The organism is Mesorhizobium argentiipisi (SeqCode), from assembly GCF_037179585.1.
In the GTDB taxonomy this organism is placed as follows: Bacteria; Pseudomonadota; Alphaproteobacteria; order Rhizobiales; family Rhizobiaceae; genus Mesorhizobium; species Mesorhizobium argentiipisi.
In genome coordinates, this window is sequence record NZ_JAPYKO010000038.1 from 11,577 (window position 1) to 27,326 (window position 15,750).

Sequence of the window (15,750 nt, forward strand, 5' to 3'; positions counted from 1 at the left end):
GAAAACACGCAGTGTCAATCATTTCCGATCATATATTTTCATTGTGCAATGCAATATGATCGATATTGATCGTTTGTGATTGACAAGCGCGACGCTTGCGTAGACATTCCCGGGCGAGAAATGAGGGCGCGGCGCTCGCGCTCCAGGGAGGATACCTATGCTCGACAAGCGCTCCGGTTCGCGCCTCGCCAATCTGTGGGACGATGCAAAAGCCGAGGGAATGAGCGGCCCCGAGCTCCTGGTCTACCGCTCGAACACGCTGGGCTCCGACAAGCGCGTCACCAATTATGGCGGCGGCAACACCTCGTCCAAGGTCTGGCAGAAGGATCCGCTCACCGGCGAGGATGTCGAAATCCTGTGGGTCAAGGGCTCGGGCGGCGACAGCGCCTCGATCAAGCTTGACGGTTTCGCCACCCTCTACATGGACAAGCTGCGGGCGCTGAAGGGCCTTTATCGCGGCGTAGAGCACGAGGACGAGATGGTGGGCTATCTCCCTCACTGCACCTTCAACCTCAATCCGCGCGCGGCCTCGATCGACACGCCGCTGCATGCTTTCGTGCCGAAGGCTTGTGTCGATCACATGCATCCCGATGCCATCATCGCGGTTGCCGCAGCCAAGGATTCCAAGGCGATCACCAAGGAGATTTTTGGCGACGCCATCGGCTGGCTGCCGTGGAAGCGGCCAGGCTTCGAACTCGGCCTGTGGTTGGAGAAATTCTGCCTCGAAAACCCGGACGCCAAGGGCGTCGTGCTGGAAAGCCACGGCCTGTTCACCTGGGGCGACACGCCGAAGGAATGCTACGAAACGACGATCTCGGTGATCAACCAGGCGATCGACTGGTTCGAGCGGAAATCCGAGGGCAAGGCGATCTTCGGCGGCGAAGTGGTGAAGCCGCTCGACGCATCGGCGCGCCGCGCCATTGCCGCCAAGCTGATGCCGCGGATCCGCGGCCTTATCTCCGAGAAGAGCCACAAGCTTGGCCATTTCGACGACCAGCCGGCCGTGCTCGAATTCGTCAACTCGAAAGACCTGAGGCCGCTGGCGGCGCTGGGTACGTCATGTCCCGATCACTTCCTGCGCACCAAGATCCGGCCGCTGGTGATCGAGTTCGACCCGGCAAAGCCGGATGTCGATGCCGTCATCGCCCGCCTGGCGGACGACATCGCCGAATACCGCGTCGGCTACCAGGCCTACTACGACAGCTGCAAGCATCCCGACTCGCCTGCCATCCGGGATCCCAATCCGGTTGTCTATCTGATGCCGGGCGTCGGCATGTTCACCTTCGCTGGCGACAAGGCGACGGCACGCATCTCCGGCGAGTTCTACGTCAACGCTATCAATGTCATGCGCGGCGCCTCGACCGTCTCGTCCTATGTCGGCCTGCCTGCACAGGAAGCCTTCGACATCGAATACTGGCAGCTCGAGGAAGCCAAGCTGCAGCGCCTGCCGAAGCCGAAGGTGCTGGCCGGCCAGATCGCGCTGGTCACCGGCGGCGCCGGCGGCATCGGCCGCGCCACCGCCAACCGGCTGCTTCGCGAAGGCGCCTGCGTGGTGCTCGCCGATATCGACGATGCCGCTTTGGCCAGCGCCAATGACGAACTGTCTAAAGCGTTCGGAAAAGACTTCGTCCGTCCGGTGCGGATCGACGTGACGTCGGAAGATCAGGTCGCCTCGGGCTTCGCCGAAACCGCGGTCGAGTTCGGCGGCATCGACATCCTGGTGTCCAATGCAGGTCTTGCCTCCTCGGCGCCGATCGAGGAAACGACGCTGGCCTTGTGGAACAAGAACATGGACATCCTGTCCACCGGCTATTTCCTGGTTTCGCGCGAGGCCTTCCGGTTGTTCCGCGCCCAGAAGATCGGCGGCAATGTGGTTTTCGTCGCCTCCAAGAACGGGCTTGCCGCTTCGCCGAACGCGTCCGCCTATTGCACGGCCAAGGCTGCCGAGATCCATCTTGCCCGCTGTCTCGCGCTGGAAGGGGCGGAGGCGCAGATCAGGGTCAACGTCGTCAATCCGGACGCCGTGCTGCGCGGCTCAAAAATCTGGACCGGCGAGTGGAAGGAACAGCGCGCCGCCGCCTACAAGATGTCGACGGACGATCTCGAGGAGCATTACCGCTCGCGCTCGATGCTGAAGCGCTCGGTCTTCCCGGAGGATATCGCCGAAGCGATCTACTTCTTCGCCTCGGACATGTCGGCCAAATCCACAGGGAATATCGTCAACGTCGACGCCGGCAACGCGCAGAGCTTTACACGTTAGGCGCGCGCTTCCCTTCTCCCCGTTCTACGGGGAGAAGATGCCCGAAGGGCGGATGAGGGGCGACGCCAGCCGGCGAATACTGGGAGGAAGTGCAGTGTCCGAAACGATCATCTCGACTGACGTCGTCGAAAAAAGCAATGCCGCGCGCGAAGCCGACCTTGAGCGCGACTACGCCTCGCTCGGCGAGCGCCTGGACCGGCGCGGCATCGCCATCGACGCGATCCGCGACAAGGTGGAAAAATTCGCCGTGGCGATCCCGTCCTGGGGCGTCGGCACCGGCGGCACGCGCTTTGCCCGCTTTCCGGGCACGGGCGAGCCACGCGACATCTTCGACAAGATCGAGGACTGCGCCGTCATCAGCCAACTGACACAGGCGACGCCGACCGTCTCGCTGCACATCCCGTGGGACAGGGCCGATCCGAACCGGCTGAAGCAGGCGGCGTCCCGCTTCGGCCTCGGCTTCGACGCGATGAACTCCAACACCTTCTCCGACGCCAAGGACCAGAAGCTCTCCTACAAATTCGGCTCGCTGTCGCATGCCGATGCCGGCACGCGCCGCCAGGCGGTCGAGCACAATCTCGAATGCATCGAGATCGGCAAGACGCTTGGCTCGAAAGCGCTGACGGTATGGATCGGCGATGGCTCCAACTTCCCCGGCCAGGTCAATTTCGCAAAGGCCTTCGAGCGCTATCTCGACTCCATGCGCGAGATCTATGCCAGCCTGCCGGACGACTGGCGGCTGTTCACCGAGCACAAGATGTATGAGCCGGCCTTCTATTCGACGGTGGTGCAGGATTGGGGCACGAATTACATCATTGCCAAGGAACTCGGCGACAAGGCCTTGTGCCTGGTCGACCTCGGCCATCACGCGCCCAACGTAAACATCGAGATGATCGTGTCGCGGCTGATCCAGTTCGGCAAGCTGGGCGGCTTCCACTTCAACGATTCCAAATATGGCGACGACGACCTCGATGCCGGCTCGATCGATCCTTACCGGCTGTTCCTCGTCTTCAACGAACTGGTCGATGCCGAGCTTTTGGGCGCCAAGGGTTTCCACCCCGCACATATGCTCGACCAGAGCCACAACGTCACCGATCCGATCGAAAGCTTGATGCTGTCGGCGGTCGAGGTGCAGCGCGCCTACGCGCAGGCACTGCTGGTTGACCGCACAACGCTGGAAGGCTTCCAGGATGACAATGACGCGCTGATGGCGACCCAAACGCTTAAAAGCGCCTACCGTACCGATGTCGAGCCGATCCTCGCCATGGCACGGCTGAAAACCGGAGGCGCCATCGATCCCGTCGCCGCCTATCGCCAAGCCGGCTACCGGGCCAAGGTCGCGGCAGAGCGGCCCGCGGTCGCCGGAGGTGGCGGCGGCATCGTGTGACGGGCAGATTTGGATTTGATCTGGTCCAGCGCCATTGGCGATGGACAGGTCCGCCGGCACGGTCTTTCCTAGGCGTCCCCCCAACGCCAGGAGCACCGCCATGCCCTTGACCCGCCGGACGCTGATCGCCGTCAGCCTTTCGCTCACCTTTGCCTTCACGCCAGCCGCCGTTTTTGCCGCTTCGCCAACTCCCGCCAAAGGCGAGCATGGCATGGTGGTGACCGCCCAGCATCTGGCAACCGAAGTCGGTGTCGACGTGCTTAAGAAAGGCGGCAACGCGGTCGATGCCGCGGTTGCCGTCGGCTACGCTCTGGCCGTCGTCTATCCCAACGCCGGAAACATCGGCGGCGGCGGTTTCATGACCGTGCGCATGAAGGATGGCCGAACGACCTTTCTCGATTTCCGCGAGCGCGCGCCGCTCGCCGCGACCAAAACCATGTATCTCGACAAGGACGGCAAGCCGATCAAGGGCGCCAGCCTCGACGGCTATCTGGCGGTCGGCGTGCCCGGCTCGGTCGCGGGCTTCGAGATGGCGCGTGAGAAATACGGGACCTTGTCGAGGCAAGATCTGATGGCGCCGGCGATTGCCTACGCCAAAGACGGCTTCGTGCTCAACCAGGGCGATGCGGCTTCGTTCGCCGGCAGCGCCGACCGGTTGGCGAAGGACCCGGCTGCCGCCGCCATCTTCCTGAAGAAAGACGGCAAGCCTTACAGCATCGGCGAGAAGCTCATTCAGCCGGACCTCGCCGCCTCGCTGTCGGCGATCTCGGAAAAGGGGTCTGACGCTTTCTACAAGGGCGCCATCGCCGATGAAATCGTCAAGGCGAGCAGCACGAAAGGCGGTATCCTCGCCAAGAGCGATTTCGAGCAATATGCCGTGCGTGAGCTGAAGCCGGTGACCTGTTCCTACCGCGGCTATGAGATCATCTCCTCGCCGCCGCCGAGCTCGGGCGGCGTCATCATCTGCGAGATACTCAACGTGCTGGAGGGCTATCCGCTCTCCTATCTCGGTGCCGGCTCGGCTGAGACGGTCCATGTCATGGTCGAAGCTATGCGCCATGCCTATGTCGACCGCAATTCGGCGCTCGGCGATCCGGATTTCGTCGACAACCCGGTCTCGAAGCTGCTCGACAAGAAGTATGCCAAGGACATCCGCGACAAGATCGATCCGTTCCGTGCCGGCGTCTCGAAGGAGCTGATGCCGAAAGGCTTCGGCGAGTCCAAGGAAACCACGCATTATTCGATCATCGACAAGGACGGCAATGCGGTTGCGGTCACCTATACGCTGAACGGCTCCTTCGGCGCCGGCGTCGTCGCTGGCGGCACCGGCATCCTGCTCAACAACGAGATGGACGATTTCACCCAGAAGCCCGGCGTGCCCAACCTCTACGGGCTGGTCCAGGGCGAGGCCAACGCCATCCAGCCGAAGAAGACGCCTTTATCCTCGATGAGCCCGACGATCGTCACGAAGGACGGCAATCCGTTCATGGTCATCGGCAGCCCGGGCGGCTCGCGCATCATCACCATCACGCTGGAGGCGATCGTCAACGTCGTCGATCACGGCATGGACATCCAGCAGGCAATCGACTCGCCGCGCATCCATCATCAATGGCTGCCGGATACTGTCTATGTCGAGCCTTTCGGGCTGTCGCCGGACACGGAGAAGCTGCTTGCCGCAATGGGCTATCACCTCGATCTCAGCGACCAGACCTGGGGCCAGGCGGCCGGCATCCTGGTCGGCGGCAAGAGCCTGGCGGAGATTGAGAAGGGTGGCGGCGCCCGCTACAATGGCGCCATCGACAGCCGCGCGGCCGCCGGCGAGGCGCTGGGATACTAGGCTCAGGGCCCATGAATCAGTTCGGCCATTTAACATGGCAGTGGGCGCCGCCTCGGCCGGCGGCACCCAATCGACCGCAGCGATAGTGTTGTCACCGCCCGGGCAAGGAATGCGATCCTGGACGACACGTCGGCGCCACGATGGCTCAGGCCATTGAAGATTAACGGAAAATCGGTAGAAGGCGAAGGAGCGGACGATGTCCCTCAATGCTTTAACATGCCGAGCCTCCGGGGCGGCGCTATAGCGGCTGTCGATATGAGTCAGAGTTTTTCTTTGGTGGTTCCTACGCGTGACGGAGCGCCGCACAGTCTGATAATTGCCGAAGAATATCGACGGCTCGGGATTGAAATCCGGTATTTTGTCGATAGCCGTTCATCGCCGCGATACATAGAAGATGTGCTTCGCAAAGTAGACTTGGCCACCAAGCTGTCCGTCAGGTGGGGGCGGTCTTATGTCGAAGGCATTCTGCCGAAGATTGCAGCCGTTTCACGCGCAAAGCGTATTTTCCAGTTGGACGACGATGAAGTTCCCCTCGCCTGCCTTGTTGACCTGGCTGCGCGATGTTGCGGCCCCGACAAACAAACCGGTGATCGCAGTTCCGCGCCGCGCCGTAGCCGTTATCGATTCCATGGCTGTTTTTGCTGCGAATGTGCCTAATCTGCCAGCGCAAGACTTTCAGTTTAGAGGGTGCCTCGTCGATTCAGTAAGATTCAGGAAGAAGATCCACACGCCGGGTTTCTCGTTCAATGAATCCGACGTCTTGTACGCACCCTCGGAGTGCCACATCTACCATTTCGACTGGGTTGTACGAAGCCGCGAGCAGAGGGCCGGCAAACTCGAATTCTACGAGAGGATGGAGCCGGGCGCGTTCGAATTGTTGAAGTATCAGTATCTCTACGAGGACTTCGATCCGGCCCTTTATGATTTTAGCCCGCTGGATGATTCGGACGTATCGGCCCTGGCCCTTCGGCTCCACGACGAGCAGCCTGCACCCGCGGAGGCAACCGAGGGATGGAAGCGGCTTTTCCGCAGGATCGCCTGTCGATGAATCCCTTTAGCTTCGCGGCGTTTCAGCGGCCATTGCTCGGCCCATCGGCAGGTGGCCGGCAGGCGGGAATCTTCATAACGCATGTGCTGAACGGTCGAATACAGGCTCATTTTGACCGTCTCCGCCGCGAAACGGAACAGATCATCGACTGGCAGCTCGCCTATAATCCGTGGACTTTGAGCGACCTCGTTGCCGGACGAGGAGAATTCGAGATCGACCGGACCTCCGTGCGCGTGCGGCAAGCCGTGAATAACGGGCACTTGTCGATGGGCTATATGGATATCGTCCTTTTCCCTTTGGCGAAGTCCGCAAATCGGGAATTCGTCTGGGTTCTCGAATATGATGTCGACTTTGCCGGCCGATGGCTCGATTTTTTCCAACAGTTTTCAAGCAACGGCGCGGACTTGCTGGCGACGACGGTCAATACTCGTCGCCGCGATCCGCGCTGGACATTCTGGAACTCGGCAAAAGGACCGTGCCCGAAATCAAGGTTCACAAGAGCATTTCTGCCGATCATGCGCGTTTCGAGACGCTTGATCGGCGTCTACGAGGAGGCGCTCTCGACAGGCGAATGGAGTGGGCACTACGAATTCCTCGTGCCGACCATTGCGCGCGTTCATGGTCTAAGGATCGAGGACATCGGCGGGACAGGGCCGTTCGTGCCTTGGGGCCGAAGGCGACGAAACTATCTGAATGCGGCAAAGAACCCCCATCTCAGTCCGGGGACGTTCGTCTGGCGCCCATCGATGATGGCTTATTTTCACGAAGACGATACCGCATTCACACAACGGGCTATGCTTTACCATCCGATCAAGGCCGATGTGGTCGAATGGGAGGCCGAAGCACCTGTGGCGCTATCCGAAGCCTGATGCGGAGAGGCCTGGGCTGATTTATCGCAAACCAGCTGGATTGCTTTTTCAGATGACCAGCGTGATGGTCGAAGCGATCAGCATGACGGCGGCAATGGCGACGAACAGCGCATAGATGCGCGGCCGGTCGAGCAGCAGCGCATTGCCGGAAATCCAGGCCGCGGTGGCGCCGCCGAGCGCGAAGAGGAAGCCGTTGCGATGGCCGAAGGACATGGAGGCGGCCATTAGGCCGCCGATGATCAGCGCGCCGAAGACGATAATGACGGCGACCGCGTATTTCTCGAAATCATTGCCGCCGCCCATCGCCGGCCCCATCGCATTGAGATTGGGCAGGTCGTCCGGGTCGAAGGGGCTGGTCGAGCCGTATTCGTCTTGACCGAGGGATTCGCGCATCATTCGTTCTCCGCTGGGCGGCAACAAACCATCAACGCCAGCCGAGCGCAACCCGGCAAAGCCGCCACTGCGATGCATTCGCCGCCCGGCTGATGCCCGCGTGCCACGGTTTCCGGTCAGTTTCAACGGCGGTAGCGGCGTTGCGGTTCCCACCGGCATGATGCCGAAAAGTGTGAAGCGTTTGCGGACGACATCATGCTCCATCTCTGGCCTTGATCATCTGGAAAAATCACTGCGCACGATGCCGTGCCGCTGCAGCTTGTCGTAGAAGGTCTTGCGCGGAATGCCGAGCGCCTCGATGGTGCGCCGGACGTCGCCGTCATTGCGGCCAAGTGTCTCGCGTATGATCTCGGCCTCGTAGCGATCGAGCCGTTCAGGCAACGGCATCGCGGCGTCGTTCTCCATTGCCGCACGGGAAGGCGTTTCGCCGACATCATCGAGCCCGAGCACGAAACGTTCGGCGAAATGGGCAAGCTCGCGCACATTGCCCGGCCAGTCATGGTCCCTCAGATGACGCTGGACCGCGGCGGAGATCGCCGGCACGGTGCGACGGAAGCGGGCGGCGGCACGCTCGGCGAAGTAGCCGAACAGCAGCGGCACATCGTCCCGCCGCTCGCGCAGCGGCGGGATCGAAAGCGTCACCACATTGAGCCGGTAATAGAGGTCCTCGCGGAAAGCGCCGCGCTGGCTGGCATTGCCGAGATCGACCTTAGCGGCGGCAACGACGCGCAGGTCGACCGGGCGCACCTCATTGGTGCCGAGCGGCGTCACCTCGCGCATTTCCAAGACGCGCAGCATCTGTACCTGCGTTGAGGCCGGCATGCTTTCGATCTCGTCCAGGAACAGCGTGCCGCCGCTCGAATGCTCGATACGGCCGACACGCTTCTTCTGCGCGCCGGTGAAGGCGCCGGCCTCGTGGCCGAACAACTCGCTTTCGATGACCGCCTCCGGCAGTGTGCCGCAGTTGAGCGCGACGAAATTGCCCTTGGCGCGGCGGCTCCAGCGATGCAGCAAGCTCGCCACCACCTCCTTGCCGGAGCCGGTCTCGCCGGTCACCAGCACGTCGACGTCGGTGTCGGCGATCTGCCGCAATGTCCGGCGCAACCGCTCCATCGCCGGCGTCTGGCCGATCAGCGGCAATCCCTCCTGTGCCTGCTCTGCCGCTTCTCGCAAAGCGCGGTTTTCCATGACCAGCCGGCGTTTCTCCGCGGCGCGCGCAACGCTCTGCGCCAGCCGGTCGGCGGCGAAAGGCTTGGTGATAAAGTCGTAGGCGCCGTCCTTGATCGCCTTGACCGCCATTGCGATATCGCCATGGCCGGTGATCAGGATGACCGGAATGTCGGGGTCGAGCCGCAGCACGTGGTCGAAAAGCTGCAGGCCGTCGATCTCCGGCATGCGGATGTCCGAGACAATCACGCCCCCGAAATTCCTGTCGATCGCCGCCAAGGCTTCGCTCGCCACCGCGTAAGCCGACACCGCAAAGCCGGCAAGCTCCAGCGTCTGCATTGTCGCCTTGAGCAGATCGCTGTCGTCATCGATCAGGATCACCGGTGCTGGGTCATGCCTGGTCATGCTGCGCCGGCTTTCGACAAATGGATGGTGAAGCGTGTTCCCTGACCGCTGCTCGAAACCTCGATGCGCCCGCCATAGTCGGCGACGATGTCCTTGGAAATGACGAGGCCGAGCCCGAGGCCCCTTTCCTTCGAGGTGTTGAAGGGTGTGAACAGGGATTTTAGGATCGCGGGCGGGATGCCCGGCCCGTTGTCGGAAACGACCAGCGCCACGTCTTCGGCGGTTTCGGTGGCGGAGACTTCGACCCGCGGGCCATCACGGCCATCGAGCGCTTCCAGCGCGTTCTGGAACAGGTTGATCAGCACCTGCTCCAACCGCAGCCGGTTGCCCATCACCTTCAGCGTCGCCGGCGGCAGCGTGATCGCCAGCGCGTCCAGCCGGCCGGCGAAGCGGCTCCTGAGCAGCACCACGGCGCCTTCGATCACGCTGCGCAGTTCAACCGGTTCGGCGGCGGTGCGGCCCTTGCGGGCAAAGGCTTTCAGCTCTTCTGTGATCGAGCCGATGCGCTCGGTCAGCGCGGCGATGGCGCCAAGGTTCTCTTCGGCCGAGGCGCTCTGCTTGCGCTCCAGGAAGACGCGCGCATTGTCGGCATAGGCGCGGATCGTCGCCACCGGCTGGTTGATTTCATGCGCGACGCCGGCGGCGACCTGGCCAAGGGTGGCGAGCCGGTTGGCCTGGACCAGCTCCTGCTGCATCACCTGCAGCTTCGCCTCCGTGCTGCGATGGTCGGCGATCTCGGCCTGCAGCCGGTCGCGCGCCAGGCTGAGGTCCTGCGTGCGCTCGACGACACGGCGCTCGAGCTCAACCCGCGCGGCCTGTTCGGCGGCAATCCGCATCTGGCCGGATTGGCGGCGCCACAACAGATAGGCGGCAAAGGCGATGAGCGGGACGAGGATACCCAGCGTCAGCAGCCGCATCTCGCGCTGCGCCGCCGCGATCGGCGCCTCGGCCGGAACGAGATAGTCGAGCCGCCATGGCGTCGACGGCACCGCGGTCGACAGCCGCAGATACTCGGCGTCGCTGCCCCCGGGCGTGATGGCATGAACCAGCGCGACGTCGGCGGAGAGTGCCTGCGGCCTTGTAATCGGCAGGGGCACCAGCGGCGCATCGCTGAATTGCTGGCTGGCGCGGATGTCGGCGCTGACCGGAGCCTCCAGCGGCGCCGTCGTCATGAAGCGCCAGGAGGGCACGCTGGTGATCAGCACCACGCCATGCTCGTCGCTGACATAGGCCGGGCGATTGGCCTCGTGCCAGTCGGCCTCGAGCTGGTCGAACTCCATCTTGACCACGACGACGCCGAGCGGCCCCGAGGCGCCCTCGACGCGGCGCGAGATGTAGAGGCCCGGACGTTTGCTGACATTGCCGAGCGCGAAATATTCAGCCGTGCCGGTTTCCATTGCGCCCGAGAAATAGGCCCGAAAACCATAGTCATTGCCGACGAAGCTCACCGGTTCGCGCCAATTGCTGGAAGCGATCGCCAGGCCGTCCGTGCCGGTGACGTAGAGCACCGAGGCCTTGGTGCCCGACACCAGCCCTTCGAGCTTGCGGTTGAGCACGTCGATCGAGGCAGGGCTGCGTTCGCTCAACGCGTCATGCACCTGCTGGTCCTCCGCGAGCAGCAGCGGCAGCGCGCGCGGATTTTCCAGCACCGCTCGCAGCAGCGCGACCTTGAGATTGGCGTCGGTGCGTCCCTGCGTGGCCAAGGCCTCGATCTCGGTCGAGCGGCCATAGAGGCCTGCGCCGTAAAGTGCTGCCGCGATGATCGCCAGCGCCACCGCCGCGAACAATAGCCAGGCGCGGCGTGCCCGCCCGGCAAGCAGTTCGGGCGTCAGTGCGAGGGCAGCGGCAGGGCGTTGCAGCATGCCGCATCTGTGCATGAATTCGCACAAAGCACAATTCGACCTATGCGGATTAGCGCACGGAAAGCTCTCGAAGATGCCAGTCGTCGATTCGAAAAAACCAACAAAATCAATATTTCGAGGCTTCGGCCGTCATCTGGCACGCGCGTTGCAAATGCATCCGCATCAGCCGCGAGGCTGTGGAGGTCAACAGCCCCCAGGGAGGTCGAGCGTCTCGATCGGGGGCCGAATGGAGGATATCATGCAGACAGCAATCGTTGCCGCCGAACCGCGCGGCAAGGTTCCCTTTTACCGGCATCTTTATGTCCAGGTTCTGGTGGCGATCGCCGCCGGCATCCTGCTTGGCCATTTCTATCCTGACCTGGGCGCCTCGCTGAAACCGCTTGGCGATGCCTTCATCAAGCTGGTCAAGATGGTGATCGCACCGGTGATCTTCCTCACCGTGGCGACCGGCATTGCCGGTGTTTCCGACCTGCACAAGGTCGGCCGCGTTGCCGGCAAGGCGATGATCTATTTTCTCGTCTTCTCGACTCTGGCGCTCGTCGTTGGCCTCGTCGTCTCGAACGTCGTCCAACCTGGCGCCGGCATGCACATCAATCCGGCCACGCTCGACGCCTCGAAGGTCTCGACCTTCACCGAGAAGGCGCATGACACGACCATTGTCGGCTTCCTGATGAACATCATCCCCGACACCATCACCGGCGCCTTTGCGCAGGGCGACATCCTGCAGGTGCTGTTCTTCTCGGTGCTGTTCGGCATCGCCCTGGCGCTGGTCGGCGAACGCGGCCGCCCGGTCGTCGATTTCCTCCAGGCGTTGACCGCGCCGGTCTTCCGCCTTGTCGCGATCCTGATGAAGGCCGCCCCTATCGGCGCTTTCGGCGCCATGGCCTTCACCGTCGGCAAATACGGCATCGGCGCGATCGCCAATCTCGCCTTCCTGATCGGCACTTTCTATCTGACGTCGCTGCTCTTCGTGCTCGTAGTGCTGGGTGCCGTCGCATGGTACAACGGCTTTTCCATCCTGGCGCTGATCCGCTACATCAAGGAAGAGCTGCTCCTGGTGCTCGGCACCTCGTCGTCGGAAGCGGCACTTCCCGGCCTGATGGCCAAGATGGAGCGCGCCGGCTGCAACCGCTCGGTGGTCGGTCTTGTCATCCCGACAGGCTATTCCTTCAACCTTGACGGCACCAATATCTATATGACGCTTGCCGCGCTGTTCATTGCCCAGGCGACCGACACGCCACTCACCTTCGGCGACCAGATCCTGCTTTTGCTCGTCGCGATGCTGAGCTCGAAGGGCGCGGCCGGCATCACCGGCGCCGGCTTCATCACCTTGGCCGCCACGCTCTCGGTCGTGCCCTCGGTGCCGGTCGCCGGCATGGCACTGATCCTCGGCGTCGACCGCTTCATGTCGGAATGCCGCGCGCTCACCAACTTCGTCGGCAACGCGGTCGCGACCATCGTTGTGGCCCGCTGGGAAGGCGAGCTCGACCAGAAGCAATTCGCCGCCGCCATGGCCGGTCAGTTGCCGGAAGAGGCTGACCTTGCGCTGTCGGGCGGCCTGCAGCCTGCCTGATCACCGTCCGAAATTGCGGAAGACAAACGGCATCCTCCCGATGCCGGACAGGTCGCGGCTCTGCCGCGGCCTGTTCTTTTTGTCGGCCGCCGCATAGGCTGCGCGAGCCGGATTCCCGGCGAAACAATCAGCCGAGAGGACGGACGATGAGCAACGCGTATCCCGAGATCTATCTCGTCCGTCATGGCGAGACTGAATGGAGCCTCTCGGGCAGGCACACCGGCCGCACCGACATCCCGCTGACGGCGAAAGGCGAGGAGGCCGCGCGCGCTGTTGCCGACCGGCTCAAGGGACTGACGTTCCAGGCGATCTGGTCTAGCCCCTCGCAGCGCGCCTTCGACACCTGTCGGCTCGCCGGCTTCGGCGAGCGCGCGGTGAAGAAGCCCGACCTGCAGGAATGGGATTACGGCGCCTATGAAGGGGTGACGACCACGGAGATCCTGTCCAAGCGACCCGGCTGGCAATTGTTTCGCGATGGCTGTCCGCAGGGCGAGACGGCGGCCGATGTCGGCGCCCGCGCCGATACCATCATCGCCGAGCTGCGCGCAGTTGCCGGCAATGTGCTCATCTTCTCCAGCTCGCATTTCCTGCGCGTGTTCGCGGCGCGCTGGGTCGGCCTGCCGCCGGAAGGTGGCGAGCACTTCGTGCTCGACACCGCCAGCCTCAGCATCCTGGGCTACGAGCACGACCTGACAGAGCCGATCATCCGGCGGTGGAACCAGAAGTAGTCCGGTTGGACAGCAGCCCAGGTGCCTCTTGCGACTGGCCGAAACCCTCGGCTTCGTCATTCCAGGGCGAAGCAAGGGGCGAAGCGACGCGGCGCAGACACTGGAATCCATGCCGTTACCTACACGCGTTGCGGCGGTCCAAAACGACCTCTGTCTTGCGCCGCTTTTGCCCTTCGGGCGAGGTCACGGAATGGCAACTGTGTTCATGCGAATGCGGTTTTGTCGCGCATGATGGCGTTGAGGACGACGAGGAGCTTCCTTGCGACGGCGATGATAGCCAGTTTCTTGGAGCCTGAGCGGGCGGCAAGTGCGGTGTAGAAGGACTTGAACCGGTCGCAGGTTCTGATGGCCGTGAGGGCTGCCATGTAGAGGGCGCGGCGCACGCGCGATCGCCCGCCCTGGATCTGGCTCCTGCGGTTGAGCTTGCCGCTCTTGTTGTCGAACGGGGCAAGGCCGACGAGCGCGGCGATCGCCTTGGGTGAGCGCTGGCCGAGCTCGGGCAAGAGCGCCAGCAAGGAGAATGCGCCGACCTTGGAGACGCCGGGCACGGAGACCATCAGCGTGTAATCGCGGGCGGTGTCCTCGGCTTGACGAATGACTTCGGCAATCTGGCCCTCGAACGCCTTGATGCGAGCATCGAGGCCGGCGATCAGGTCTTTGAGGCTGGTGATGACGATCGCCTCGAAAGCCTCGCCGAGTTGCTTCTTCAGCGTTGCCCGCATCGCGACCAGTTGATCGCGGTGGCCGGCAAGCGACTGAAGCCGCTCACCTTCTTCGCGTGGCGCCGGCTCGGCCTCAGGCTGATAGCGACGGCCATAGTCGCTCAGCATCCTGGCGTCGAGAGGATCGGTCTTGGCGCGCCGTCTGGTCGACTTGGCATAGTGGTGGGTGTGCGCCGGGTTGTGCCGCGAGAACGGCACGCCGGCCTTGGCCAGCGCATGGCGCAGCAGCCGGTCATGGACCCCTGTCGCCTCCATGACGACGAAGTCCCGGCTGGGATCAAGCCCTGCCACATAGGCCGCGATCGCATCGGCCTGGTTGTCGACGCGCCGAAGACGGCCGCTTGTCTCATCAAAAAAGTCCAGCCACTGCTTGGAGATGTCGCAGCCAACATAGTTCTGGGCTATCATGTCCACGCCTCTTCCTGTGGTGCGGGGTCTGCTTGGAACAGCCCCGTGCAACTGTTCAGGTTGATGGTTCACCGGTGGGAAGGGACCGGGCCATGCCACGGCCTGTCCGAAAGGACGACCAGGATCCACTCGGTCTCCTTCCCACTTCAACCATACACCAGAACCAACACACAGGATCCTCGGTTCAAGCCCGAGGATGACTAAGGGAGGGGCCTTTGCGCCAATCTCCAGCGTTCGCGACCACCGCCAGACGGCGGCACACCCGTCAGGACATCGTGTCCAGCTTGCGCTGCATGGCCGCAATCTGCGCCTTCAATTCCTGCAGATCGTCGGATTTCTCTTCCTTCTTCGGCGGCTCGGCAGGGGCCGCGGAATTGCCGCCGGCAGGCGGGAACGGCGTGAACATGCGCATGGCGTTCTGGAACATCTCGACATTGCGGCGCGTCTGTTCCTCGAGCGCCTTGATCGGCGTCTTCATCATGTCGATCGGCGTCTTGCCGAAAGCGCCCTTTAGTTGCTCGCGGAACCGCTCCTGCTCCTTGGAGAAGGCGATCATCGACTGTTCGAGGAAGCTCGGCACGATCATCTGCATCTGATCGCCGTAGAAGGAGATGAGCTGCCGCAGGAACGGGATCGGCAGCATGTTCTGCCCGTCCTTGTTCTCCAGTTCGAAGATGATCTGCGTCAGCACCGGATGGGTGATGTCGTCACCCGTCTTTGCGTCCTGGACCGTGAACTCCTCGCCCTTCTTGACCATCTCGGCCAAGTCCTCGAGCGTCACATAGGTGCTCGTGCCGGTATTGTAGAGCCGGCGATTGGCATACTTCTTGATGACGATCGGGTCGTCTTTTGCGGCCATCCATATCCTCCCCAGGACACCGGCACCTTTAGGAGTAAGCGGCCGGTAACGATTGCGCCCTTTTCGAGGATACGCGCAAAAGCGTCACAATTCCAAGCAGTTTGTGCACTGCGGCATCATTTAATGCTGCATGGCCATGACAAAATCCGCCGCGCGGACAACGGCATGTTACCGCAACCGGCGCACGTTCTGCTTGCCGCGCATGGCGGCCATGCCCATTTCCGGTTTGACT

General features: G+C 62.7%; 12 protein-coding genes. 7 read left to right on the plus strand and 5 right to left on the minus strand.

Going from position 1 to position 15,750, the window contains the following annotated elements:
- Positions 1–157 precede the first annotated feature (157 nt).
- The 5 genes from O7A05_RS30880 (at position 158) to O7A05_RS30900 (ending at position 7,401) form a co-directional block, all read left to right on the plus strand.
- A complete protein-coding gene (locus O7A05_RS30880) occupies positions 158–2,260 on the plus strand; it encodes a bifunctional rhamnulose-1-phosphate aldolase/short-chain dehydrogenase (RefSeq protein WP_337097044.1) in 2,103 nt (700 codons plus the stop codon).
- A 52-nt stretch (positions 2,261–2,312) separates the two neighbouring features.
- The gene (gene rhaI, locus O7A05_RS30885; protein WP_337097045.1) at positions 2,313–3,647 is read left to right on the plus strand and encodes an L-rhamnose catabolism isomerase; all 1,335 of its coding nucleotides are present in this window, start codon (positions 2,313–2,315) and stop codon (positions 3,645–3,647) included.
- 100 nt (positions 3,648–3,747) lie between these two features.
- Positions 3,748–5,484: a gamma-glutamyltransferase gene (ggt, locus tag O7A05_RS30890; RefSeq protein WP_337097046.1), complete on the plus strand. Its 1,737-nt coding sequence runs from the start codon at positions 3,748–3,750 to the stop codon at positions 5,482–5,484.
- A gap of 451 nt (positions 5,485–5,935) precedes the next feature.
- Positions 5,936–6,532: a hypothetical protein gene (locus O7A05_RS30895; RefSeq protein WP_337097048.1), complete on the plus strand. Its 597-nt coding sequence runs from the start codon at positions 5,936–5,938 to the stop codon at positions 6,530–6,532.
- On the plus strand, positions 6,496–7,401 hold the full coding sequence (locus O7A05_RS30900) for a hypothetical protein (RefSeq protein WP_337097050.1): 906 nt from the start codon (positions 6,496–6,498) through the stop codon (positions 7,399–7,401). Before O7A05_RS30895 ends, O7A05_RS30900 begins: the two co-directional genes overlap by 37 nt.
- A gap of 48 nt (positions 7,402–7,449) precedes the next feature.
- Here the strand turns inward: O7A05_RS30900 and O7A05_RS30905 are convergent, their stop codons facing one another.
- The 3 genes from O7A05_RS30905 to O7A05_RS30915 form a co-directional block, all read right to left on the minus strand.
- Complete coding sequence (locus O7A05_RS30905) at positions 7,450–7,797, minus strand: hypothetical protein (RefSeq protein ID WP_224512899.1); 348 nt, start codon at positions 7,795–7,797, stop codon at positions 7,450–7,452.
- A gap of 213 nt (positions 7,798–8,010) precedes the next feature.
- Complete coding sequence (locus O7A05_RS30910; RefSeq protein WP_337097054.1) at positions 8,011–9,366, minus strand: sigma-54-dependent transcriptional regulator; 1,356 nt, start codon at positions 9,364–9,366, stop codon at positions 8,011–8,013.
- The gene (locus O7A05_RS30915) at positions 9,363–11,228 is read right to left on the minus strand and encodes a sensor histidine kinase (protein ID WP_337097056.1); all 1,866 of its coding nucleotides are present in this window, start codon (positions 11,226–11,228) and stop codon (positions 9,363–9,365) included. The genes O7A05_RS30910 and O7A05_RS30915 overlap by 4 nt, the downstream gene beginning before the upstream one ends.
- A gap of 238 nt (positions 11,229–11,466) precedes the next feature.
- Between O7A05_RS30915 and O7A05_RS30920 the strand changes: the two genes are divergently transcribed.
- Together O7A05_RS30920 and O7A05_RS30925 are read left to right on the plus strand one after the other, a co-directional pair.
- A complete protein-coding gene (locus O7A05_RS30920; protein WP_337097057.1) occupies positions 11,467–12,801 on the plus strand; it encodes a dicarboxylate/amino acid:cation symporter in 1,335 nt (444 codons plus the stop codon).
- A 146-nt stretch (positions 12,802–12,947) separates the two neighbouring features.
- Positions 12,948–13,529 (plus strand): histidine phosphatase family protein, encoded by a 582-nt coding sequence (locus tag O7A05_RS30925; protein WP_337097059.1) that lies wholly within the window; start codon positions 12,948–12,950, stop codon positions 13,527–13,529.
- A 203-nt stretch (positions 13,530–13,732) separates the two neighbouring features.
- On the opposite strand, the gene O7A05_RS30930 is transcribed toward O7A05_RS30925, so the two are convergent.
- Complete coding sequence (locus O7A05_RS30930) at positions 13,733–14,659, minus strand: IS110 family RNA-guided transposase (RefSeq protein WP_337097086.1); 927 nt, start codon at positions 14,657–14,659, stop codon at positions 13,733–13,735.
- Positions 14,660–14,924: 265 nt separating this feature from the next.
- Positions 14,925–15,518, minus strand: coding sequence for a polyhydroxyalkanoate synthesis repressor PhaR (gene phaR / locus O7A05_RS30935; RefSeq protein WP_224510770.1), 594 nt, complete (start codon positions 15,516–15,518; stop codon positions 14,925–14,927).
- Positions 15,519–15,750: the final 232 nt, after the last annotated feature.